The organism is Pseudomonas californiensis (assembly GCF_021147775.1).
In the GTDB taxonomy this organism is placed as follows: domain Bacteria; phylum Pseudomonadota; class Gammaproteobacteria; order Pseudomonadales; family Pseudomonadaceae; genus Aquipseudomonas; species Aquipseudomonas californiensis.
The window spans coordinates 42882-65431 of sequence record NZ_JAGTPK010000021.1 but is presented as its reverse complement, the minus strand read 5'-3'; the positions used below and the strand labels follow the sequence as shown (position 1 = coordinate 65431).

The 22550-nt window shown below is 59.4% G+C and carries 15 protein-coding genes and 2 pseudogenes; 9 read left to right on the top strand and 8 right to left on the bottom strand.

The genetic code is table 11. The features are described from left to right. Positions 1 to 4: 4 nt before the first annotated feature. From KDX37_RS19560 to KDX37_RS19550, 3 genes and pseudogenes are all read left to right on the top strand, one after another. A pseudogene (locus tag KDX37_RS19560) lies at positions 5 to 1420 on the top strand (Y-family DNA polymerase). Next, the gene (locus KDX37_RS19555; RefSeq protein ID WP_231654352.1) at positions 1417 to 4512 is read left to right on the top strand and encodes an error-prone DNA polymerase; all 3096 of its coding nucleotides are present in this window, start codon (positions 1417 to 1419) and stop codon (positions 4510 to 4512) included. The pseudogene KDX37_RS19560 and the gene KDX37_RS19555 overlap by 4 nt, the downstream one beginning before the upstream one ends. Before the next feature lie 81 nt (positions 4513 to 4593). Then, positions 4594 to 5445, top strand: a complete 852-nt coding sequence (locus tag KDX37_RS19550) for an urea carboxylase-associated family protein (RefSeq protein WP_231654351.1) — start codon at positions 4594 to 4596, stop codon at positions 5443 to 5445. A 4-nt stretch (positions 5446 to 5449) separates the two neighbouring features. On the opposite strand, the gene KDX37_RS19545 is transcribed toward KDX37_RS19550, so the two are convergent. Beyond that, on the bottom strand, positions 5450 to 6379 hold the full coding sequence (locus tag KDX37_RS19545) for a magnesium transporter CorA family protein (RefSeq protein ID WP_231654350.1): 930 nt from the start codon (positions 6377 to 6379) through the stop codon (positions 5450 to 5452). Between the two features lie 4 nt (positions 6380 to 6383). Continuing rightward, a complete protein-coding gene (locus KDX37_RS19540; RefSeq protein ID WP_231654349.1) occupies positions 6384 to 7970 on the bottom strand; it encodes a RimK family protein in 1587 nt (528 codons plus the stop codon). A 92-nt stretch (positions 7971 to 8062) separates the two neighbouring features. On the opposite strand from KDX37_RS19540, the gene KDX37_RS19535 reads away from it, so the two are divergent. After that, entirely contained in the window at positions 8063 to 9166 is a 1104-nt protein-coding gene (locus KDX37_RS19535) for a GNAT family N-acetyltransferase/peptidase C39 family protein (protein ID WP_231654348.1), read from the top strand. Between the two features lie 114 nt (positions 9167 to 9280). Beyond that, the gene (locus tag KDX37_RS19530; protein ID WP_231654347.1) at positions 9281 to 10180 is read left to right on the top strand and encodes a polysaccharide deacetylase family protein; all 900 of its coding nucleotides are present in this window, start codon (positions 9281 to 9283) and stop codon (positions 10178 to 10180) included. Positions 10181 to 10192: 12 nt separating this feature from the next. On the opposite strand, the gene KDX37_RS19525 is transcribed toward KDX37_RS19530, so the two are convergent. The 4 genes from KDX37_RS19525 to KDX37_RS19510 all read right to left on the bottom strand — a co-directional run bounded on the left by KDX37_RS19525 (position 10193) and on the right by KDX37_RS19510 (position 14768). Further along, the gene (locus KDX37_RS19525) at positions 10193 to 11452 is read right to left on the bottom strand and encodes a metal-dependent hydrolase family protein (RefSeq protein WP_231654346.1); all 1260 of its coding nucleotides are present in this window, start codon (positions 11450 to 11452) and stop codon (positions 10193 to 10195) included. Then, complete coding sequence (locus KDX37_RS19520) at positions 11449 to 12759, bottom strand: MFS transporter (protein ID WP_231654345.1); 1311 nt, start codon at positions 12757 to 12759, stop codon at positions 11449 to 11451. The genes KDX37_RS19525 and KDX37_RS19520 overlap by 4 nt, the downstream gene beginning before the upstream one ends. Positions 12760 to 12947: 188 nt before the next feature. Further along, the gene (locus tag KDX37_RS19515; protein WP_231654344.1) at positions 12948 to 13850 is read right to left on the bottom strand and encodes a LysR substrate-binding domain-containing protein; all 903 of its coding nucleotides are present in this window, start codon (positions 13848 to 13850) and stop codon (positions 12948 to 12950) included. Positions 13851 to 13862: 12 nt separating this feature from the next. After that, positions 13863 to 14768: a LysR substrate-binding domain-containing protein gene (locus KDX37_RS19510; RefSeq protein ID WP_231654343.1), complete on the bottom strand. Its 906-nt coding sequence runs from the start codon at positions 14766 to 14768 to the stop codon at positions 13863 to 13865. A 153-nt stretch (positions 14769 to 14921) separates the two neighbouring features. Here KDX37_RS19510 and ydiJ point away from each other — a divergent pair, with 153 nt between their 5' ends. Beyond that, a complete protein-coding gene (ydiJ, locus tag KDX37_RS19505; protein ID WP_231654342.1) occupies positions 14922 to 17969 on the top strand; it encodes a D-2-hydroxyglutarate dehydrogenase YdiJ in 3048 nt (1015 codons plus the stop codon). A gap of 86 nt (positions 17970 to 18055) precedes the next feature. Here the strand turns inward: ydiJ and KDX37_RS19500 are convergent, their stop codons facing one another. Continuing rightward, complete coding sequence (locus KDX37_RS19500; RefSeq protein ID WP_231654341.1) at positions 18056 to 18646, bottom strand: TetR/AcrR family transcriptional regulator; 591 nt, start codon at positions 18644 to 18646, stop codon at positions 18056 to 18058. A 166-nt stretch (positions 18647 to 18812) separates the two neighbouring features. Here KDX37_RS19500 and KDX37_RS19495 point away from each other — a divergent pair. Together KDX37_RS19495 and KDX37_RS19490 are read left to right on the top strand one after the other, a co-directional pair. Continuing rightward, a pseudogene (locus KDX37_RS19495) lies at positions 18813 to 19883 on the top strand (alkene reductase); the annotation flags it as partial. 141 nt (positions 19884 to 20024) lie between these two features. Next, positions 20025 to 20249: a hypothetical protein gene (locus tag KDX37_RS19490; RefSeq protein WP_231654340.1), complete on the top strand. Its 225-nt coding sequence runs from the start codon at positions 20025 to 20027 to the stop codon at positions 20247 to 20249. A gap of 127 nt (positions 20250 to 20376) precedes the next feature. Here KDX37_RS19490 and yghX read toward each other — a convergent pair whose 3' ends face one another. Continuing rightward, positions 20377 to 21264, bottom strand: coding sequence for a YghX family hydrolase (yghX, locus tag KDX37_RS19485; protein WP_231654339.1), 888 nt, complete (start codon positions 21262 to 21264; stop codon positions 20377 to 20379). Between the two features lie 207 nt (positions 21265 to 21471). Between yghX and KDX37_RS19480 the strand changes: the two genes are divergently transcribed. Continuing rightward, positions 21472 to 22545: a GGDEF domain-containing protein gene (locus tag KDX37_RS19480; protein ID WP_231654338.1), complete on the top strand. Its 1074-nt coding sequence runs from the start codon at positions 21472 to 21474 to the stop codon at positions 22543 to 22545. The last annotated feature ends 5 nt before the right edge of the window (positions 22546 to 22550 follow it).

Here is a 22550-nt window from a genome sequence, read left to right as displayed (position 1 = left end):
TGCCATGTTGTGGGCCTGTATTCTGCTGCCCCAGTTGGCGCTCGATGGCGTCATGCGCCGTCGCGACGACCCCGATGAGCCATTGGCGTTGGTCACTGGCAGCGCTCAGCGGCGCGTGCTGCAAGCCGTCAATCCTGCTGCGCGCGCCCTTGGGCTCAAGCCCGGCCAGTCACTGACTGCGGCGCAGGCACTGGTACCGCATTTCGCGACGGTCGAGCACGACCCGGCGGATACCGAGCGTTTGCAGCAATTGCTGGCGGCCTGGGCGTACGGTTTCAGCTCCAATGTAAGCCTCAAGTACCCACGGGTGCTGCTGATGGAGATCGAGTCCAGCCTGAAACTGTTCGGGCCATGGCCGGTGTTCGAGGCGCGCCTGCGTGAAGAGCTGACAGGGCTGGGGTTCAGGCATCGCATCGTCGTGGCGCCCAATCCGGTGGCGGCGCGCATGCTGGCCAACGCTCATGACGGGTTGACCGTTGAGTGCCGCGAGGATCTGCGCAGCACGCTGGAACAGATGCCGCTGGATCGCATCGGTCTGAGTCGCGAAGTGGCGACCGCTCTGTCGCGCATGGGGCTGCGCAGCCTGCGCCAGGTGCTGGCATTGCCCCGCGATACCTTGGCGCGGCGCTTTCCGGCCAGCGTGCTGCAACACCTCGACACGCTGTTGGGCGAGCGTCCCGTGGCGCTGGAATGCTATATGCCGCCGGATTTTTTCGACGTACGTATCGAGCTGAATTTCGACGTCGAATCGCATCAGGCGTTGTTGTTTCCCCTTAAACGCCTTATTGCCGACCTGGCTCTGTTTCTGGCCGGGCGTGACAGTGGCGTACAGCGTTTCGCCCTGCATCTGGAACACAACGAAGGGCCGGACAGCGTTGTGTCAGTCGGGTAGCTGAGTGCCGAGCGTGAGGCTTCCATGCTATTCGAACTGGCCCGTGGACGCCTGGAGCAGGTACTGGTGAAGTCGCCGGTTAATGCGGTGCGGCTATTGGCGAAGGATTTGCCGGTTTTCGTCCCGGCTCACCGCGAGCTGTTTGATGAACGGGTGCAGCAAACCTTGCCGTGGGAGCAACTGCGCGAGCGGCTGCGTGCAAGGCTTGGCGATGAATCGGTCAATGGTCTGCGTGCGCTGGCTGATCATCGTCCCGAATGTGCCTGGCACTCGCAAAGTACCAGCAAGCCAGCGCCGGCCATGCGCGGTTTTGCACGCCCTGGCTGGCTGTTGCGAGAGCCGCAATCGTTGCCTGCCCACGCTGCGCGTATCGTGGCCGGGCCTGAACGCATCGAATCGGGCTGGTGGGACGGCGGGGATGTACGCCGTGACTATTACCTGATTGAAACCACCAACGGCCAGCGTGCCTGGGCGTATCGCAGCGTGGGTGAAAACGGCGATCTGTTGTTGCACGGCTGGTTCGCGTGAACAGCGAGTACGCCGAGCTGCATTGCCTGTCGAACTTCAGCTTCCAGCGAGGGGCTTCCAGCGCGCGCGAGCTGTTCGACCGTGCGCTACGCCATGGCTATACGGGGCTGGCGATTACTGACGAATGCACCCTGGCCGGTATCGTCCGCGCATGGCAGGCCTCGATAGACACCGGGCTTGCGTTGATCATCGGCAGCGAAATGCAGGTCGAGAACGGCCCGAAGATCGTGCTGCTGGTCGAAGACCTGTCGGGCTATCAGGCCTTGTGCGGTTTGATTACCGTGGCGCGGCGCAGGGCGCAAAAAGGCGCCTACCGGTTGTTGCGGGAAGACTTCGATCACAGGGTGGGTGGTCTGCTGTGTCTTTGGATGCCAGAGATCGAAGGCGACCAACAGGATTGTGCAGCTCAGGGTGAGTGGTTGCGCGACCACTTTGCCGAACGGCTGTGGCTGGGTGTCGAACTGCATTGCGGAGCGGATGATGAGCAACGCCTGGCTGACCTGCTGGCACTGGCGCAATCCCAGGGTATCCCGGCGGTAGCCTGTGGTGACGTGCACATGCATGCCCGAGGGCGTCGCGCTCTGCAGGACACAATGACCGCGATTCGGCACCACACGACTGTCGCTGATGCCGGACACCTGTTGTTCGCCAACGGTGAACGCCATTTGCGGCCAATGGATGCTCTGTCCGTGCTGTATCCGGACTGGCTGCTGGCCGAGTCGGTGCGAATTGCCCGGCGCTGCATCTTCAATCTTGATCAGTTGAAATACGAATACCCTCATGAGCTGGTGCCCAAACAGCACACACCCTCATCGTGGTTGCGCGAGCTTACCGAGCGGGGCGCGCGCAAGCGTTGGCCAGACGGCCCAAGTGCTGCGACACGGGCCCAGATCGAGAAAGAGCTGTTGTTGATCGCGACAATGAAATTCGACAGCTACTTCCTGACCGTGCATGACATTGTCGAATTTGCCCGCAGCCAGCACATTCTCTGCCAGGGGCGCGGGTCTGCCGCCAACTCGGTGGTCTGTTTTGCACTGGGTATCACCGAGCTGAACCCGGAAAAGAGCAACCTGCTGTTTGAGCGGTTCATTTCCGAAGAGCGCAACGAGCCGCCAGACATTGACGTGGACTTCGAGCACGACCGGCGTGAGGAAGTCATTCAATATGTGTTCCGGCGTTATGGTCGGGGCAGGGCGGCGCTCACGGCGGTCGCCAGCACCTATCACGGTTCAGGTGCGGTGCGCGATGTCGCCAAGGTGCTGGGCCTGCCGCCCGACCAGATCAATGCCCTGGCCGAGGCGATCAGCCGATGGAGTGACACACTGCCATCGCCAGAACGGCTGCGTGAATACGGTTTCAACCCAGACACACCTATCCTGCGTCGGGTGTTGACCCTTGCGGGCGAACTGATCGGCTTTCCCCGGCATCTGTCGCAGCATCCCGGCGGGTTTGTAATTTCCGAACATCCGCTGGAGACGCTGGTGCCGGTCGAAAACGCAGCCATGGCCGACCGTACGATCATTCAGTGGGACAAGGACGATCTGGATCTGGTGGGCCTGCTCAAGGTCGACATTCTGGCGTTGGGCATGCTCAGTGCGCTACGCAGGACATTCGATCTGGTCCACTTGCACAGAAACAAGCGCTGGACGCTGGCCGACCTTCCTGGCGATGACCGCAAAACCTACGAGATGATCAGCCGCGCCGACACCATCGGCGTGTTCCAGATCGAATCCCGTGCGCAGATGGCCATGCTGCCGCGCCTGCGGCCGGAAAAATTCTATGACCTGGTGATTGAAGTCGCCATCGTCAGGCCGGGGCCGATTCAGGGCGACATGGTCCATCCCTACCTGCGTCGGCGTAACCATGAAGAGGAAGTGACGTATCCACCGCGGCTCAAAGAAGTCTTCGAACGCACCCTGGGCGTGCCGCTGTTTCAGGAGCAGGTGATGCAAGTGGCGATCATCGCTGCCGATTACTCACCCGGCGAAGCTGACCAGTTACGCCGCTCGATGGCCGCCTGGAAACGCCATGGTGGTCTGGAACCGCATCGCGAGCGGCTGACCAAAGGCATGTTGGCGAATGGCTACGAGAAAGCCTTCGCTGAACGGATTTTCGAGCAGATAAAGGGTTTTGGCAGCTATGGTTTTCCAGAGTCCCATGCCGCCAGTTTTGCCCTGCTGACCTATGCCAGTTGCTGGCTCAAATGCCATGAACCGGCGGCGTTTACCTGCGCGCTGATCAACAGTTGGCCCATGGGGTTTTACAATCCTGATCAATTGTTGCAGGACGCGCGTCGGCATCAAATCGAAATCCGTCCGGTGGATGTGCGCTACAGCGATTGGGACTGTTCGCTGGAGCCTGTCGAACACGCCGATTACACACGAAACCTGGCCATTCGTCTGGGCATGCGCATGGTGCGTGGCTTTCGTGAGGAGGACGCATTGCGTATCGAGGCCGCCCGATCAACGCGGATGTTTGTCGATGCCACCGACCTGACGTTGCGAGCCGGGCTGGACAATCGTGCCGCAGAAGCACTGGCCGATTCCGGGGCATTGCGTGGCCTGATCGGGCACCGGCATCGTGCGCGCTGGGAAGTGGCAGGTGTCGAACCTCAGCGTCCGTTGTTTGATGATCTGCCCATTGACGAACGTCAGGTGACGCTGCCATTGCCAAGCGTGGCTGAAGATCTGGTCGCCGATTACGCCACGTTGGGCACCACGTTGGGGCCCCATCCGCTGGCTCTGTTGCGTCGGCAACTGGCTGCCAAGCGCTTTCGCAGCTCCAGGGATTTACTCACTCTGGAAAATGACCGGACCCTGAGCGTCGCAGGGCTGGTTATTGGTCGGCAGCGGCCTGGCACCGCCAGCGGGGTGACGTTTGTGACCCTGGAGGACGAGTTCGGGATGGTCAATGTCGTTGTCTGGCGCGATCTGGCCGAGCGCCAGCGTAAAGTACTGGTGGGTTCGCAACTGCTGCAGGTGTTTGGGCGGCTGGAATCCAGGAGCGGAGTGCGACACCTGATCGCCCAGCGTCTTTATGACCTTACGCCGCTGCTGACCGGCCTGGATGTGCGCAGTCGCGACTTTCAGTAGGTGACGTGGCGGCAGGCCCGCAACTTGCAGTGCAACAGCAACGCTGAAGCCATTCCCCTCCTGCCCCACGAGAGTCTTTTTATGTACAAGGATTACCCTGCCGCTTATCAAATGAGTAAAGGCGCAGCCCTGCAAGTGGACACCGGCTTCTACGCGCGTATCCGCGACGCTGCACAGCAACGCACGCTGGTCGAGCACTTCGAAGTTCCGATCCGTACGGGGCGGGCCTGGAAGGTCAAGGCGGGTCAGGTGTTTCGTGTCACCACACCGGTCGGGCCACAAGTGGGTGATTTCAACGTCTGGAACGCCAATGATCCGCGTGAACGCTTGTGGGCTGCGCGTACCCGGCAATTGCAGGGCGCGCATGTCAGCATTCATGACCGGTTGTGGTCGAACCTGCCGTTTCTGCGTCCGATGGTCACCATTACCGACGACAGCCTCGCCAGCTACGGCATCGATGAGCACGGCGGCCGCTTGCATGACTTGCTCGGTACGCGCTGTGACCCCTACGTCAACAAGATGCTCACCGGTGAAGACTTTCACCATCACTGCCATTCGAACCTGACTCGCGCTGTGCTCCCGCACGGGCTGACCGAATTCGACGTGCATGATGTGCTAAACATCTTTCAGTGCACCGGCCTCAACCATGACGACATGTACTTCATGAAAGCCTGTCCGGCCCAGAAGGGCGATTATCTCGAGTTCTTCGCCGAAATCGACTTGCTGTGCGCGTTGTCGACATGCCCGGGCGGCGACCTGTCGTTGCCCATGTGGGGCCCGGAAGCCCAGGACCCGTTGAGTGTCTGCAGGCCGCTGGGTGTCGAAATCTACAGCCTTGATCCTGAGTTGCTCGACGGCTGGCAACAGCCCCAGCGTGCAGCCTATAACGGGTTGCACGGTCTGCAGATCGGCAAGGCTGACTGGGAGCCGTAACCGCTCAGGCTGAGCGGGCCATCTTGCGCAGCCCCCAGACCATGGCGCCGCCCAGCGCCAGCATGCCCAGGAGCAGCGCTGAATAGGACACCCACCAGTGCAAGGGCGCGGTCATCATGCTGAACTCGGACATGCCGCCGATCCCTGCGATCAGGTTCAAGGGCAGGAACACCACGTTGATCAGGGTCAGTTTGCGCAACAGGTTGTTGGTGCTGTTGTTGACCAGATTGCCCCGGGCGTCCATCAGTCCGGCGAACACAGTCGAGTAGATTTCGGCCTGTTTGTAGCACTGGTCGTTCTCGATGATCATGTCGTCGATCAGTGCCAGGCTGTCGGCGCCGTACTGTTTGCCTTGGGCATGGTTGCGCAAGCGGGTCAGGACTGCGCCGTTGCTGTGGATAGCGTTGATGTAATAGACAAGGCTTTCGCTGAGATTGAACATTTGCAGCAGATGGCGGTTTTCCAGGGACGAGTTGAATTTCTGCTGCAGTTCTCGGGCAACCATCTTGATGACCTTCAAGTGGCCAAGGTAGTGATGGATATTGTTGAAGAGCAGCTCCAGCAGAATATCAACTGGCTGATTGAGCGGACGATTAGCACCCAGTGAGCTCAGTGGCTGGTCGTCGTCACAGATCATCAGCAACTGGTCATCGCTGAGCAGCATGCCGAACGACGACACATCGAATGAGAAGCTGTCCTTGCCCGAATAGTTCTCGGGTCGCTTCCAGATCAGGAACAGCGCATCTGGGTGGAATTCGATACGTGAAATTTCGTCCGGGTCCAGAGCGGAGGCAACTGCGTGTTCGTCCAGATGAAAACGCTTCAGCAGCAGCGTCCGCTCGCTGGCATCCGGCCTGCTGAACCACAACACTTGCGCGCCTTGCGGATCGCACGGCTGTAACTGACTGTTTTCAAGTTTCAGGCCCTGGATCATCGCTTCACCATACCTGGCCGAGGCGCTTGAGTTCCAGGCGGCGCACAAACTCTTCCAGCACCAGACTGTAAAGGTCGTCCTGCAAATAGGCGTCTTCGATCCCGGCGTCCAGGTTGGGGTTGTCGTTGACTTCAATGACCACCACTTGATCACCCGACTGCTTGAGGTCCACGCCGTATAGCCCGTCACCGATCAGGTTGGCGGTTTTCAGGGCCAGCTCGACCACGGCGCGCGGCGCTTCGTGCACCGCCAGGGTCCGGCATTCGCCATTGATCTCCGCCCCCACGGCCTTGTGGTTGTAGATCTGCCAATGCCCCTTGGACATGAAGTATTGGCAGGCGAAGATCGGCTTGCGATTGAGAATCCCGATGCGCCAGTCGTACTCGGTATAGAAAAACTCCTGTGCCAGCAAGAGCACCGAATGTTCGAACAACTGGGCCGTTGCCTGATGCATTTCCTCGGCTGTGCTGACCTTGATCACGCCCCTTGAAAAGCAACCGTCGGGGATTTTCAGTACCAGCGGAAAGCCCAGTCGACGGGCGACGCCCTCCAGTTCTTCAGGCCGATCCTTGTAGAGAATTTCGGTACGCGGCATGCCCAGACCGTGACTCTTGAGCAGGTCGGTCAGGTACACCTTGTTGGTGCAGCGCAGAATGGATGTAGAGTCATCCATGACCACCAGGCCCTCGCTTTCGGCTTTTTTGGCAAACCGGTAGGTGTGGTTGTCGACGCTGGTGGTTTCGCGAATCAACAGCGCGTCGTATTCGGCGAGACGGGCGTAGTCCTTCTTTTCGATCAGCTCGACATCAATCCCCAGACGTTGACCGACCCTGATGAAATTGGCCAGCGCCTGAGCATTGGACGGCGGCAGTTGCTCTTGCGGGTCGTGCAGAATGGCCAGGTCATAGCGGGCCAGTCGACGTGAGCGCGGCTGACGCCAGATCTTGCGGCTGAAACCATCCAGGGCAATGGCAAATTCATCCTGCTGATCGTCGCGCAATTTGGGAAGCGCGCCTGCCTTGATGCCCGCGATGTGCCAATTGTCACGCTTGCGGAATTCCACCATCAGAAGGGGGCACGGGAAGGCTTCGAACAATTGTCGGGCCAAGTCTTTTAACGGTTCGAGTGTGGTCTGGCCAAAGTACAGCGTGAGGGTAAACCCTTCGGTGTCATCATACGGGTGATCCTGAAGTGCATGTTCCAGTGTCTTGTCGAGGTCGTCGAGTGCCAACCCATAGAGCGACTTTCGCGTCAGTTCGCTGATAGTGCGTACGGAAGGAATGACATTGTGCTGACGAGCTTCGGCTAATAAGGAACAGTAATAACCGTGCCCCAGGTATTTGTAGCTGCGGCATAGGTTGATGACCTGTACACGCTTGCCTGCGGTGGCTTTCAGCGGATTTTCCAGGTAGTCCTGCGCACTGATCAAGTCTTCACTGGGGAAGTAAGATGCCCAGTCTTCAAGCCGCTCGACAATGATCACCAGTTGGCTCCGTGCTGCAAAAGGTATTTCGCTATACGCCTGTTTTGCTGTTGCTGAACGTTCGAGTTGAGCCGATACTTCGTTCATCTTCACCTGCGCCGCTGACATGTGTAATCGATCCGATGGGAAACAGTCCTTTCTATTAAGCATGTGCTTATTGAAATGTCCCGTTTCGTTACACAACTTTTACGGCGGTGAAGATGGGCTTTATATTTCGTGATGCAGTGCAAGCCGATGTCGACGCATTACTCTTGCTGGAGAACCGTTGTTTTGAAAGCGACCGACTGACAGCGCGCAGTTTTCACTGGATGATCAGCCGGGCCAACGCCTGTCTTATTGTTGCTGAGCAAGCCGGCCAACTCGCAGGCTATGCGCTGGTGCTGTTCCATCGAGGCACTTCACTGGGGCGCTTGTATTCACTTGCCATTGCCGAGGTGGCACGTGGCAAAGGGCTGGGCAGACAGCTTTTACAGCGGGCCGAAGAGCAGGCGGTACAGCGCGATTGCGCTTACCTGCGTCTGGAGGTCCGTCCAGACAACCTCACCGCTATCGGGCTCTACGAGCACAGCGGCTATCGCCGTTTCGCGCAGGTCGACGATTACTACCAGGATCATGCGCCGGCCTTGCGCTATGAAAAACGTATCGTCGAGCATGCCCGTCCTGATAGCCGCTCGGTGCCGTATTACCAGCAAACGCTGGAGTTTACCTGTGGCCCGGCGTGCCTGCTCATGGCCTTGAAAGCCTTGCAGCCGGCACGTTCAATGGAGCGCGCCGAAGAGCTGCAAATCTGGCGTGAAGCGACCACCGTGTTCATGACCTCCGGCCATGGAGGATGCAGCCCACACGGTCTGGCCCTGGCCGCGTGGCGACGTGGCTTTGCAGTCGAGTTACAGGTATCAATGCCTGGCCCATTGTTTTTGGGAGGGGTACGCAGCGAGGCGAAAAAACAGGTGATTCGCCTGGTTCACGAGCAGTTCTGTCGTGAGCTTGAAGCGGCGCAGGTGCAGATACGGCCTAATCGCTCACTGGACCTGCAGAGTCTGCTGGACAAGGGCGGCAGGCCTCTGGTCTTGATCAGCAGCTACCGTCTTACGCGCTCCAAGGCGCCGCATTGGGTGATGGTGACTGACTGCGACCGCGATTTTGTTTACCTGCACGACCCTGATATCGACCACAGCCTGCACCGTCAGGCCATTGACTGCCAACATTTGCCGGTGAGCCATGCTGACTTCAACCGCATGAGCTGTTTCGGTGCGGACAAGCTGCGGGCGGCCGTGATTGTCTTTGCAGGAGCGGCCAGCTAGTGTGTGCCACCGCTGCACTTTGCGTGTACACCGTTACAGGAGCCGGACAGGGAGGAATGGCAGAGCGCCCATCATGGGCATTGCATTGGCTGGTCATCCGGAACAGACATACCTATGAAATTCGTTTTTGCCGCGCTTTGGGCCATGGTGATTGCGTTGGGCCTGACTGCCTGCATCAGTGCACCGATTACGCTGACCCAACAAACCCGTGACAAGCTGCTCAAGCAGCCACCGGTTCGTTTCCTGTTGACCTTCGATGACGGGCCCAGCGCATCGGGTTTCTATAACCCGACCATCACTGTGCTCGACAGCCTGGCCGATAATCCTGTGCAGCCGCATATCAAGGCCGTGTTTTTCGTGCAGACCGGTGCAACCGGCGCAGGCAACAGCGACCAAGGGCGGGCGCTCATGCATCGCGAGCACGAAGAAGGTCATATTCTGGGCTTTCATACCGCCACGCCGCACCACACCAATCACCGCTCGTTGAGCCCCGAGGAACTGGAGCAATCCCTGACCCAGGGCAGCGCCATCATGGCTTCGATTACAGGGTCGCCAACCACATTGCTGCGTCCGCCTTTCTGGAACTACGACAAACGGGTGTTCAGCGCCTATCAGCAGCACGGCCTGCATGTGCTGCTGACCGATCTGAGTGCCAATGACGGCAAGATATGGGGTTACAACTTCAGTCTGCGTCGTCGCTCGAACATGGTCAGTCAGTTGTCACAGGTGCGTGAACGCATCGCGGTTGGCGCGTTGCCGGTTGTGGATGGGGTTGTTCCGGTAGTCGTGACCTTTCATGATCTGAACCGTTACACGGCGCGGCATGTACGGGAATACCTGCAGATACTGGTCGACAGCGCCGAACAGACGGGTGTGCGCCTCGACGCCAGGCCGTTCTACGACGACAGCACGCAGTTGCAGCGTGCTGCCATGGCCCGAACCGTCAAGGACGGTGCCGAGCCTGTGCAGTTACCGGGCATCTGGAACTGGATCTGGGATCACAACGCTCACTGATGCCTTGTCAGGTCAAATCAGGGTGTTCTTGCGCACATGACCACCCTGAACGATCATCGCCAACTGCTCGCCCTGGCCTACCAGGCAGTTGATGTCGGTCAGTGGATCACCGTCCACCACCAGCAGGTCGGCCAGCGCGCCGGGCGCAATGCAGCCCAGTTCGCCTTCACGCTGAAGAATCTGTGCGGCCACGCTGGTGGCACTGCGCAGGGCCGCGAGGTTGCCCAGCAGCTCAGCACGGATTTTCAGTTCGTGGGTCTGGTACTCGTGCATCTCGCCCAACAGGTCCGAACCGTAACCCATTGGTACGCCAGCTTCAGCGAACAGCAGCAGGGCGTTACGTCCGGCCTGACGCACATCCTCGATCTTGGCCACGGAATCGGCTGGCAGCCCGAAGCGCTCGCCGTACTCGGCCAGCATTTCGTAGGTAACTTGTGTAGGCACAGCAAAAGCGCCTTTTTCCGCCATCAATCGTGCGGTATCGGCGTCCACCAGATTGCCGTGCTCGATGGTGCGCACGCCGCATTCAACGGCGCGGCGAATGGCGCGCGCGGTATAGGCATGAGCCATCACGTAGGTATTGGCTGCTGCAGCTTCGTCGACGATGGCGCGGATTTCCGCCTCGCTGTATTGCGTATTGGCAATCGGGTCAGTGGGCGACGAAACGCCGCCTGATGCCATGATCTTGATCTGGTTGGCGCCCTGTTGCAGCTCTTCGCGCACTGCCAGCCGGACATTGTCGACGCCGTCCACCACACGGGCAATCGCCCCGGCCCGGAAGCAGCATGAGCAAGGCTCATTGAGCAGCAGCTCGCCACGCGCGCGCATGTCACCATGGCCACCGGTCTGTGACAGTGCCTTGCCCGACGCAAAGATTCTTGGGCCAGGAATCAATCCCATCTGAATGGAACGGGCCAGCGCCCAGTCAGCACCGCCTGCGTCGCGCACAGTGGTGAAGCCGCGCTGCAGCATCGCCGACAGGATTGGCAAGGCGCGGTACATGATGATTGCATTGGGTTGCAGGGCGTTCATGCCCAGATTGGCGTTGGACGCCAGCACGTGAACATGACAGTCGATCAGGCCCGGCATCAGGGTTCGGCCACCCAGATCAATAACTTGAGCATCAGCCGGAGCTGGCTCGCCTTCGGCGCGGACCGCAACGATGCGCTCACCTTCGATGACTACTTCCTGCCCTGAAATCAAGGCGCCCTGTTGCAGGTCCAGCAGCCGGCCGTTGCGCAGGATCAGGCGTGAAGTTTCAGCGGTACTCATTGATAAGCTCCAGTCAGAGGGCGATGGGCAGCAGGCGCTCGGTCGCGATAGAGCGTCGCGCCGATGCCGCTGACGATGGCGGCAAACATGATGTAGAAGGCCGGTGCGAGGTTGCTGCCGGTCGAGGCGATCAGCCAGGTGATGGTAAACGTGGCGAAACCGCCGAAGATGGTCACCGCAAAGTTGTACGCCACGGACAGACCAGTCGAAAGCACATGCGTGGGCAGCAACTCACCGAACGCGGCCAGGATCGAGCCGATGTAGCCTGAAATCAGCAGGCCGAGAACCAGTTCGAAAATCAGCAGTGAAAACAGCCCGGGCATCTGGTTGATGAACAGGAACATCGGGTACGCACTGAAAAAGATCGCGATAGCGGAACCGAGCAGCCAAGGCCTGTGACCGCTGCGGTCTGCCAGAGCGCCCACCAGCGGCGTAGCGACGATCAGCACAGCGCCACCCATCATGCCGGCGCTGAAACCCATCCATGATGGAAGTCCCAGTACACGCTGAGCGTAGGAAGGAATGTAAAACAGGATCGCGTAAGTGCAGACGGTCCATAGCACCACCAGCGAAAAGCTGATCAGGGTCTGGCGCGGATAGGTCTTGATCACTTCACGCAGTGGCGATTCGACGGGTTTGGCTGCTGTATAGGCCGGTGTTTCATCGACGCGGCTACGAATATAGAAACCGACCGGCCCGATCAGCGTGCCGATCAGGAACGGCACACGCCAGCCCCAGCTTTCCAGTTGCGCCTGAGTCAGGTAGCTGGACAGAATGGCGCCCAGTGCCGAGCCGAGCAGCACCGCGACGCCGATGCTCGCTTGAATCCAGCTGGAATAGAACGCCTTCTTGCCTTCAGGCGCGTGTTCGGTGAGAAAGGCCGTCGCGCTGCCCATTTCGCCGCCTGCAGAGAAGCCTTGCAGCAGGCGCGCCAGCACGATCATCACCGGGGCAAAATAGCCGATCTGCGCAAAGCCTGGAGTAAGGGCAATGATCAGGGTGCCCAGTGCCATGAGCAGAATGGTCAACGATAGCGCCGCCTTGCGACCGCGCTTGTCACTGTAGATACCCAGCACGATGCCACCGACCGGGCGCATGAAAAAGCCCACGCCGAAGGTCGCCAGCGCCAACAGGTATGAGGTCAATTCGCTGCCGGTGGGGAAGAATACCTTGGCGATGATCACCGAGAAAAAGCTGTAGACCGTGAAGTCGAACCACTCAAGGCCGTTGCCGATAACCGTGGCGGTCACGGCGCGGCGTGCCTTCTTGTGATCGGGGTGCGAAGCGGATTGTTGTGTAATGCTCATGTTGTTGGCTCCTGCATGCGACACACGCAGGGAACAACCCTGCATTGATAAGGGGGCAGAGTCGAGAAGATGAAGCGGGGTGAAGCAGGATCAGGTCTTGTGCCCGTTGGGTCCGAGAGTAGGCTCTGACTGCTGAATGAGAAAACGCTTATTACGCAGGTTTGCATGCGTGTTGCGCATGCAAGACTTCAAGCCTGGCGCGCGATTTCTTCGGTCAGCCATTTCTCGAACGCACGCGCTGCACGGCGAGGCATCTTGCCGCTGGGCGTCAGCAGGTAGTAGCCGCCGACAGCACCGACTTTAGCGTTGCACGCGGGCACCAGCGCACCGGACTGCACATGCCGATCAATCATCGGCTGCCAGCCCAGCACAATGCCGTGCCCGGCAATCGCCAAGACAACCAGCACCGGGTACAGGTTGACCGTCATGCGCTGGCGAATCAGAGATGCGTCGACACCCTGACGCCCGAACCAGTCGTTCCAGGACAGCCATTGACGCTGACCGTCCTCCAGCATCAGCAGGCAGTGATCGAGCAGCTGCTCAGGCGCCAGCACTTGCCCGTTCAGATAGCTGGGCGCGCAGTAGGCGTTGACCGATTCGGCGAACAACAGGCGGCTGTCCAGCCCGGCGGGCGAGGCTTCACGCAGGAAGTACAACGCCAGATCAAACTCGGCACGGATCAGCGAATCCAGGCCGTCCACCACGCGCAAGCGAACATCGACCGCTGGAAACGCATCACGGTAACGTCCCAGTAACGGGCCCAGCCACAGCGCGGCGACGCCGCTCGAGCAGGCGAGCGTCAACTGCTGCTCGCCGCTATGGGTAATGACCTGTGCCGTGGCTTCGGCACACAGGGTCAGCACGCGATGAATCTGTTCGGCGTAAATCTGCCCGGCAACGGTCAGGTGGATGCGTTTGTGTTCCCGGCGAAACAGCGCTCGCCCCAGAAACTCTTCCAGTTGCGCCACCTGACGACTGATCGCACTTTGCGTCAAGTGCAGCTCGGCGGCCGCCCGGGTAAAGCTGCCGTGGCGCACGGTTGCTTCGAAAGCAATCAGGTTTTGCAGCGGTGGAAGGGGTTCGATACGCACACAGGCTCCGATTTACAAACGGTCAGGGAAGGGCATCGACAACAGCCAGTCCCTGAACACGCACAGCGAGGGCAGGTTCTGGAAGCGCGTGGCGTACGCCAGGTAATAATTGCGACCGCTGTCCAGAGGCTCGAACAGTGTGACCAGCTCACCATTGCTGATCTCGTCCTGCACCAGAATGCGCGGCACCAGGGCGATACCAATGCCGGCCGCAACGGCTTGTATCAGATGTGAGGTCAGCTCGAAGCTGGGGCCGGGTCGCATGATGTGATGGTCCAGCCCGTTTCTGTCGAACCAGTCTGACCAGGCATTGGGGCGCGATACCACGCTGAGCAGCGAATACTGGGCAATCTGCGTCGGCGTCATCGAGGCATAGCCTGTCAGCGCGGCAGGGCTGGCGATGAGCACCAGTTTTTCGCTGACCAGCGGGTGCGCCACGTAACCGGGCCAGTTGCCGTTGCCGGCGCAGATGATTGCGTTCATTTCGCTGGCTGCGGGCGTGAGGTCGGCATGCACGATGCGCGAATGCACATGCACTACATAGCCAGGATGCCGAACGTAGAACTCGTTCATGCGTGGCAACAGCCACTTTGAACCGAAAGTGGGCAACACCGCGAGGTGCAAAGTACCGCCCTCGGCCTTGTGGGCAATGGTCTGCAGGGTTGCGCTGCGGATTCGTCCCAGTGCGGCGGCCAGCTCGTGCTGATACAGCGCGCCTGCGGTTGTCAGTTCGATTCGCCTGCCGTCACGCTTGAACAGCTCGACTTCCAGCTGCGCTTCCAGTGCCTGAACCTGACGGCTGACCGCGCTCTGGGTCAGCGCCAGTTCATCAGCCGCTTTGGTGAAGCTGCCATGCCTCGCAGCCGCTTCGAAAGCGATCAACAGTGACATCGAGGGCGTCAGTCTTCTGGGGTTCATTCATGGAGCTCATGGAAAAACGGCAGGTTTTACGTTTGCACTGGCACGCAACAGGCCGGAGAATCAGGCCAACCGTTGATTACGTCATGCTCGGCAACGTTTCGAAGCATACGTGTTTTACCTATAAAAAGCCTAGCCAGCCAGGAAACCACCATGATTGCGCTGTTGAACCCCATGTCCGAACAGGTCAGCCATTACGACCGGTTTCTCACTGCTCTGGTCGAGGGTGGCTTTCGGGGTGAAATCGCCCGTGACCATGGCTCACGCACCGTGCTGGCCACGGATAACTCCATCTACCAGCGTCTGCCTCAGGCGGCAGTGTTCCCGCTCGACAGCCATGATGTCGCAGTGGTGGCCCGGCTGGCGGCTCGGCCTGAGCACAAACAGGTCGTGCTGACCCCACGCGGCGGCGGAACCGGCACCAACGGTCAGTCATTGACCGATGGTGTGGTGGTGGACCTTTCGCGGCACATGAACCAGATCCTCGAAATCAACGTCGAGGAACGCTGGGTTCGAGTCCAGACCGGCGTGGTCAAGGACCAGTTGAACGCCGCGCTCAGACCCCACGGGCTGTTTTTCGCACCGGAGCTGTCGACGTCCAACCGGGCAACGGTGGGCGGCATGATCAATACCGACGCCAGCGGGCAGGGCAGTTGTACCTACGGCAAGACTCGCGACCACGTGCTTGAGCTGTCGACAGTGCTGCTGGGTGGCTCTTACGTGCACAGCCAGGCCATGGCGGATGAGCAATTGCTGGGCGAACAGGCGCGTGTCGACCGTGCGGGTGATGTCTACCGCTGTGCGCAACAGATCGCCGATACCCAGGCGCAACTGATCAAGGATGTCTTCCCGCCACTCAACCGCTGCCTGACCGGCTACGACCTTGCGCACTTGAGAGAAGCCGACGGGCGTTTCAATCTCAACAGCGTGCTGTGTGGCTCGGAAGGTTCGCTGGGCTTCATTGTCGAAGCCAAACTCAATGTGCTGCCCATCCCCAAACACTCGATTCTGGTCAACGTCCGTTACGCCGGATTCATGGACGCCCTGCGTGACGCAAAGGCCCTGATGGCCCACAAGCCATTGTCAATCGAAACCGTGGATTCCAAAGTTCTGATGCTGGCCATGCAGGACATTGTCTGGCATGGCGTGGCCGAGTATTTCCCCCAGGACCCCGTGACGCCGACGCTGGGTATCAACCTGATCGAATTCAGCGGCGATGAGCTCAACGAAGTGGAGCAACGCGTCCACGCCTTTGTCGAGCACCTGCAGACCGACACCTCGGTGGTGCGTCTCGGCCACACACTGGCCACCGGCAGTGCGGCCGTGAGTCGCGTGTACACCATGCGCAAGCGGTCGGTGGGCCTGCTCGGCAACGTCAAGGGCGAGGCACGCCCGCAGCCATTCGTGGAAGACACGGCCGTGCCGCCGGAAAACCTTGCGGATTACATTCAGGAGTTTCGTGCGCTGCTGGACAGCCATGGCCTGCAATACGGCATGTTCGGTCACGTGGATGCGGGTGTCTTGCATGTGCGGCCGATTCTGGACATGAAAGACCCTGCGCAGGCCGCCTTGATCCGTCCTATATCCGACGCGGTGGCTGCGCTGACCAAACGCTACGGCGGTCTGCTATGGGGTGAGCACGGCAAAGGGTTGCGTTCACAGTACGTGCCCGAGTATTTCGGCGAGCTGTACCCGGCGCTGCAAGCCCTCAAGGCCGCCTGTGACCCGTTCAATCAGCTCAACCCGGGCAAGATTGCCACGCCCGCCAGCGTGCCGGATGCACGTCTGACGCGGGTGGATGAAGTCACCCTGCGCGGTGACCTGGATCGTCGTATCGATGAGCGTGTCTGGCAGAGCTACGACACCGCTCTGCATTGCAATGGTAACGGCGCCTGTTACAACTACGACACTGACGACGCCATGTGTCCGTCCTGGAAAGCCACCCGTGACCGCATCCATTCGCCCAAGGGCCGCGCCTCGCTGGTGCGTGAATGGCTGCGGCTGCAAGGCGAGCAGGACGTCAACGTACTGACCGCCAGCGCCCGTGCGCGTGCGGCAAATGTGCTGAAAAGCCTGGCCGAACGCACCGTCAACAGCGTCGCCAAAGTGGCGGGGCAGAAGGATTTCTCGCACGAGGTGTACGATGCCATGGCCGGTTGTCTGGCCTGCAAATCCTGCGCAGGGCAATGCCCGGTCAAGGTCAATGTGCCGGAGTTTCGCTCACGGTTTCTGGAGCTGTACCACAGTCGCTACCTGCGCCCGCTCAAGGATTACCTGATCGGCTCACTGGAATTCAGCATTCCGCATCTGGCGCGGTTCCCCAGGCTGTACAACGCCGTCATGGGTGCAAAACCGGTGCGTTACCTGCTGGAACACGTGGCGGGCATGGTCGACAGCCCGCTGTTGAGCCTGACGGATTTTCGTGCCGCATGCGCACGCTGGAACGTTGGTATCGCCACGCCGCAACGATTGGCCGCACTGACCGAGCAGGAACGCAAGCGCACCGTGGTGCTGGTCCAGGATGCATTTACCCGTTATTTCGAAACGCCTCTGGCAGCGGACTGGCTGGAGTTGATCTCGCGTCTCGGCTACCAGGTGTATCTGGCGCCTTTCGCGCCCAATGGCAAGCCGCTACAGGTCCAGGGCTTTCTCGCGGCGTTCGAGAAAGCGGCCAGTTTCAACAGCCAGTCGCTGCGCAAACTTGAGGATTACGGTATCCCGCTGGTAGGCCTGGACCCGGCCATGACGCTGGTCTATCGCCAGGAGTACAGCAAAACGCTGGGCAGCGAGCGGGTGCCGACCGTTCTGTTGGCGCAGGAGTGGCTGGCATCAGAACTGGAAGACCAAAGCTCGGAATTCCCTGGTGAAACCTATTACTTCCTGCCGCACTGCACCGAAAAAACCAACGAGCCGGCCAGCGTTGGTTTGTGGCAGAAAGTCTTCGCCCGCACCGGTCTGACTCTGGAAGTATTGGCCAGCGGTTGCTGTGGCATGTCCGGTACTTATGGTCACGAAACCAAAAATGCCAGGACCAGCGACACCATCTATCGTCAGTCGTGGCAGCCCCTGGTAGCCCGCCATGGTGGCGACGGTCGTCTGGTTGCAGACGGTTATTCCTGCCGCAGTCAGGTCAAGCGTCAGGACGGCAAAGTCGTCCGGCATCCGTTGCAAATCCTGCTGGAGCAGGTCAGGGCGATGTAACTCGTGTCGACCTGCGCAGTAAACCTTGGCGGCGCTGCGTCTGCCCGATGAAGGGCGGGTGCGGCACCGTCACTGCATGCGAGTGCTCACACGCTGGTATGTTCGCCGCTGGGCGAGCACGACGCCAGGATCTGCGCTCGGCAAACCTCCAGCACCTCGTCGGCAAGCGACGAGTCGTCCGGGCAAGCCCGTGAAAGGATGATCGCTCCCACCGCTTGCGCCAGCAGGCTTATTACTTCGGCGCGCGCATTCTGGCGATGCGGGTCCTGACTCTTTTTATGCGCTTGTTCAAGCGCTGACAGCGTATTTTCGATACCGCCCGCAAAGATCGACTTCAGCTCATCCGAGTGCCGTGAGGCGTCACCGCACAATGCGGCCATGGTGCAGCCGTCTCTTCTGCCATTGCGGTGATTTTTCGACACGTACACCTGAAAAAGGGTGGGTATATCCAGGCCTGCGGCGCCGTTCAGCGACTTCTGCAGACTGTACTCAGCCGCTTCAGCCATCAGATCCGCCTTGGAACCGAAATGTTTGTAGAAGCCGCCCTGGGTAAAACCCGCCGTGGTCATAAGCTCTGCGATTCCTACGCCGTCGTAGCCACGCTCGCGGAACAGCTCTGAGGCGGTCTCGACGATGTGGGCGCGATTGGCCAGTGATTGCGCTTTGGTGATCTTCATTGGATGTCTCCCTGCATCGCTGAACAACGCCGCAATCTTACTATGATGTTGATCGCAATCAAAAGCGTTGACAGTTATGAGTTCGACCGACATCATTAAATTGCTTTCGCGAATCCTCGCGGGTACGGCGCTGTCGCCGTCGTTGCTCAAACATGATGAAACCGCTATGAACGATAAAACCCTGTTTGAACCTTATCACCTCGGCTCCCTCACGCTCTCGAACAGGGTCGTGATGGCGCCGCTGACCCGCAACCGTGCCGGGGAGGGCTTTGTGCCCAGCGAATTTGCTGCGACGTATTACAGTCAGAGAGCAAGCGCCGGCCTGCTGATTTCAGAGGCTTCGCAGATTTCGCAGCAAGGGCAGGGCTATCAGGACACGCCGGGGATCTATACCCAGGCGCAGGTGCAAGCATGGCGTAAAGTCACAGATGCAGTGCATGCAAAAGGTGGGCATATCTTCCTGCAACTCTGGCATGTCGGGCGCGTCTCCCACGTTGACCTCCAGGAAAACGGCGCTGCGCCGGTGGCACCCTCGGCGCTGCGACCGGCCACCAAAGTGTTCGTCAACAACAGCTTCGAAGACGTCTCAGAGCCCAGAGCGCTGGAAATCAGCGAGCTACCTGGCATCGTCAATGATTTTCGCCAGGCTGCAGCGAATGCCATCGAGGCCGGGTTTGATGGCGTGGAAATCCATGGTGCCAATGGTTATCTGCTCGATCAGTTCCTCAAGGACAGCGCCAATGTGCGCGATGATGCGTATGGCGGCTCAGTTGAAAACCGCGCTCGTTTGCTGCTGGAAGTCACTGCGGCGGTAGTCAAGGAGATCGGTGCCGAACGAACCGGCATCCGCCTGTCGCCAATTTCTCCTGCCAATGGCGTTTCAAGCAGCGCACCGCAAGCTCAATTCGATTACGTCGTCGATCAGCTCGATACGCTGGGTCTGGTGTATCTCCACGTAGTGGAAGGTGCCACCGGCGGGCCGCGTGATATTGCGCCGTTTGACTACGGCTCGCTGCGCCAACGCTTCAAAAATACTTACATCGCCAACAATGGTTACGACCTGGATCTTGCCAGCTCGCGCCTCAACGAAGACAAGGCGGATCTGATTGCTTTTGGCCGCCCGTTCATTGGTAACCCGGATCTGGTGGCGCGCCTGGAAAACGCCGCACCCCTTTCTGCGTTCAACCCTTCGACTCTTTATGGCGGCGGCGCAGCGGGTTACACCGACTATCCGACCTTTGTCCGAATCTGCTTCACGTCAGGGCTGAGACAGCTTGGATGGGGCATTCTTGCCGTAAATGCGCGTGCTTGCCCCATATTTCATGTGCAAGCCGTCCTTCTTGCCATCACGCGCACAGCAGACTTATGCAGGTGACCTATGCCCGACGATGAGAAAAGAGCTGATGCGCTCAGGAGACAGCGTATTTACCGAGAAGCTCGACGTGCTGAAGGATTCAAGCAAAACACAATATGGATTCATGCCGAGTGCGAAGCCGAAGGGAAAATGGCCGCGCGAGAAGGGAAGCCGCTTATGCCATATTCCTCGATCCATCCGCTCAGTTGGACGGTGGGGTGGATCAACGAAACATTAAGACCGCGCTGATGAGCTGATTACCAGGCTCTGACTGCCTCACAAAGTCTATAGACCGATGAAGGCCGACGGATCGGCCAACCGGTAAGACAGCATCGAACGAATGCTGGGCCTCAGAGCGATTTTGTTGTGATCTGCCTCAGGCCAGATATTTCCTGAACCAGCCCAGTGTGCGGTCCCAGGCGAGTTTTGCGGCGGCTTCGTCGTAGCGTGGCGTGGAATCATTATGGAAGCCGTGGTTGGCTCCCGGGTAGATAAACGTCTCGTAGGTGGTTCCCGCTGCCTTCAATGCCTGTTCGTAAGCAGGCCAGCCTTCATTGATGCGAGTGTCCAGTTCACCGTAGTGAATCATGATTGGCGCTTTGATCTTCACCACATCTTCCGACTTTGGCTGGCGCCCATAGAACGACACGGCTGCGCCCAGCTCCGGGTAGGCGACCGCAGCAGCATTGGTTACGCCACCACCGTAGCAGAAGCCCGTGATCCCGACCTTGCCAGTGGCTGCATCGTGCTTCATCAGCCATTCGATGGCGGCGAAGAAGTCGTCCATGAGCTTTTCCGGGTTGACCGTTTGCTGGAGCTCGCGACCCTTGTCGTCATTGCCGGGGTAGCCGCCCACCGATGACAGGCCATCGGGAGCCAGTGCGATGAAACCGGCCTTGGCGACGCGGCGTGCAACGTCTTCGATGTAAGGGTTCAACCCACGGTTTTCGTGGGCCACGACAATGGCAGGTACCTTGCCAGTGACTTTCGCGGGACGTACCAGATAACCCCGCACCTGCCCATGGCCCTTGGGCGAGGGATAGGAAATGTACTCGGCGATGATGTCCGGGTCTGTGAATTCCACCTGCTCGGCCAGTGCGTAATTGGGGCTCAGCGAAGCGAGCAGGGCGCTGGCGGTTAGGCCCCCAAACGTGAACAGCGCCGCGCGGTCCAGAAACTCCCGCCGGTTGATCTTGCCATGTGCGTAGCAGTCGTAGAGTTCGAGCAGTTCAGGGGCAAAATCTTTTGCAGTAAGACGTTCCATCAGCACGCTTCCTTCTGAATCATTCGGGGCCAGCCACGCCAGCTGACGAGCACCGCGACATTAAAGCAGCGTTTGGCAACGATGGCATCGGTCGTTTGTCCATTAGAATGATCAAGCGTTGCAGGTTCGTGCCGACAACCCGGCATGAGCCGCTGTATTCTCGCGGCCCAGGGTCATGACCAACCTGTATTTTCGAGACCAAACGCAATGATGACCCTCTCGAGCGAAGACCGCTCACAGCTGTTCAAGGACACTGCCGTCCAGTTCTGGAAGCACATCATTCCGATTGTGTACTTCGCGCTGGCGATCCATGTCGTGCTCGTCGTCCTGTTTTTTCTGCTGGACTTGAAGATCCTCTGGATTGCAAATGTGTTCAGCACGCTGATCTACATCAATTGCCTGTATTTGATTCGAGGCAGTCGCTACCGGCAGGCGGGGCAACTGATGAGCGCCGAGATCATCGCTCACGCAGTGCTGGCATCCTGGGTAATTGGCTGGGAAAGCAATTTCAGTCTTTATATGTTCTGCGTGATTCCCATCATCGCATTCACCTTCCAGTTGGCGACCTTCAAGCGGATTGCATTCAGCCTGGCAATCATGCTGGCCGTGGTCGGCTGCTTCGCGCTTCGTCGCCAGATGGGCCTGGAATCGGTCCTGAGCAACGGGGTGCTGGACGCGTTCGGCATTGTGAACGCGTTGGCTGCGACCAGCCTCTCGATTTACTCCACTGCGTTATCAGTACGCTTCACGTCCTCAATGCAGATGACACTGTTTCAACTGGCCAACCGCGACAGCCTGACCAACCTCTACACCCGCCGACGGATCCAGCACCGTGTCCGCCAGATGGAGTCACAGTGTCACGGGCTTTCGGCTGCCCTGATACTGCTGGATATCGACCACTTCAAAAAGATCAATGACGTGCACGGGCATGAGACCGGTGACTTGATACTACAAAATGTCTCCAAAATGATCAGTTCAAGTGTCAGAGCCGCCGACATGGCTGCGCGCTGGGGTGGCGAAGAGTTCCTGGTGTTGATGCCCGACACCTCGCTGGCCGTCGCGGTGCAGGTCGCCGAACGTATTTCGCAACGCATTCGCGACGACGCAGGCCAGATCCCCGGCCAGAAGCTGGAGGTCACGGCCACACTGGCAGTGACACAGATCGGTAACGACGAGGGCTTTCAAATGGCACTGAATCGCGCCGACGCCCTGCTGTACCAGGGCAAGGAGCAAGGCCGAAACCGGGTCATGGGGGTAGCGCTTGCGGCCGAAGCAGGCTGAGTCTT

Excerpts from the sequence above, each read along its gene's own strand:
- KDX37_RS19550 (WP_231654351.1), top strand. The coding sequence starts at position 4,594 with ATGTACAAGGATTACCCTGCCGCTTATCAAATGAGTAAAGGCGCAGCC.
- KDX37_RS19545 (WP_231654350.1), bottom strand. The coding sequence starts at position 6,379 with ATGATCCAGGGCCTGAAACTTGAAAACAGTCAGTTACAGCCGTGCGAT.
- KDX37_RS19540 (WP_231654349.1), bottom strand. The coding sequence starts at position 7,970 with ATGTCAGCGGCGCAGGTGAAGATGAACGAAGTATCGGCTCAACTCGAA.
- KDX37_RS19535 (WP_231654348.1), top strand. The coding sequence starts at position 8,063 with ATGGGCTTTATATTTCGTGATGCAGTGCAAGCCGATGTCGACGCATTA.
- KDX37_RS19530 (WP_231654347.1), top strand. The coding sequence starts at position 9,281 with ATGAAATTCGTTTTTGCCGCGCTTTGGGCCATGGTGATTGCGTTGGGC.
- KDX37_RS19525 (WP_231654346.1), bottom strand. The coding sequence starts at position 11,452 with ATGAGTACCGCTGAAACTTCACGCCTGATCCTGCGCAACGGCCGGCTG.
- KDX37_RS19520 (WP_231654345.1), bottom strand. The coding sequence starts at position 12,759 with ATGAGCATTACACAACAATCCGCTTCGCACCCCGATCACAAGAAGGCA.
- KDX37_RS19510 (WP_231654343.1), bottom strand. The coding sequence starts at position 14,768 with ATGAACCCCAGAAGACTGACGCCCTCGATGTCACTGTTGATCGCTTTC.
- ydiJ (WP_231654342.1), top strand. The coding sequence starts at position 14,922 with ATGATTGCGCTGTTGAACCCCATGTCCGAACAGGTCAGCCATTACGAC.
- KDX37_RS19500 (WP_231654341.1), bottom strand. The coding sequence starts at position 18,646 with ATGAAGATCACCAAAGCGCAATCACTGGCCAATCGCGCCCACATCGTC.
- KDX37_RS19490 (WP_231654340.1), top strand. The coding sequence starts at position 20,025 with ATGCCCGACGATGAGAAAAGAGCTGATGCGCTCAGGAGACAGCGTATT.
- yghX (WP_231654339.1), bottom strand. The coding sequence starts at position 21,264 with ATGGAACGTCTTACTGCAAAAGATTTTGCCCCTGAACTGCTCGAACTC.
- KDX37_RS19480 (WP_231654338.1), top strand. The coding sequence starts at position 21,472 with ATGATGACCCTCTCGAGCGAAGACCGCTCACAGCTGTTCAAGGACACT.